This is a genomic window from Gluconobacter sp. P1D12_c, assembly GCF_018812105.1.
In the GTDB taxonomy this organism is placed as follows: domain Bacteria; phylum Pseudomonadota; class Alphaproteobacteria; order Acetobacterales; family Acetobacteraceae; genus Gluconobacter; species Gluconobacter oxydans_A.
The window spans coordinates 1-456 of record NZ_JACSIQ010000450.1; the positions used below are offsets into that span (position 1 = coordinate 1).

1 protein-coding gene is annotated in these 456 nt (G+C 55.9%); it reads left to right on the forward strand.

Annotated features, from left to right (window positions below; translation table 11 throughout):
• Positions 1-62 precede the first annotated feature (62 nt).
• Positions 63-456, forward strand: a 394-nt coding sequence (locus tag KP705_RS20400) for an IS5 family transposase (protein WP_308267665.1), incomplete at its 3' end; no start/stop codon positions are given.

The following is a 456-nucleotide window of genomic DNA, read 5'->3' on the forward strand; positions in this document are numbered from 1 at the left end:
GGCGCAAAAGGGGGGCTCATTCGGAGGCTTTTGGTCGATCACGCGGCGGCTTTACGAGCAAGATCCATGTCCGATGTTACAATCAGGGATGCCCTCTTGGCTTTGTCCTTACCGGAGGCCAGGTCTCGGACTACAAAGCCACAGACGCCCTGATGAAGCTGTCTGTCCCGCCCCCCAAAGCCATGCTGGCCGACCGGGGCTATGACAGTGACAGCTTCCGCCAGGATCTGCTGATCCACGGGATCCTGCCGGTTATTCCATCACGCAAAAGCCGCAGTGCTCCACAGAAAACAGACTTGTTGCGTTACAGGGACCGCAACCGCATCGAGCGGATGTTCAACAAACTCAAGCAGATGCGCCGTATCGCGACGCGCTACGACAAAACCGCCTTGTCCTTCATGAGTTTCCTCAATCTCGCCGCAGCAAAGCTCTGGATCAGATTTTTTGTCAACATGA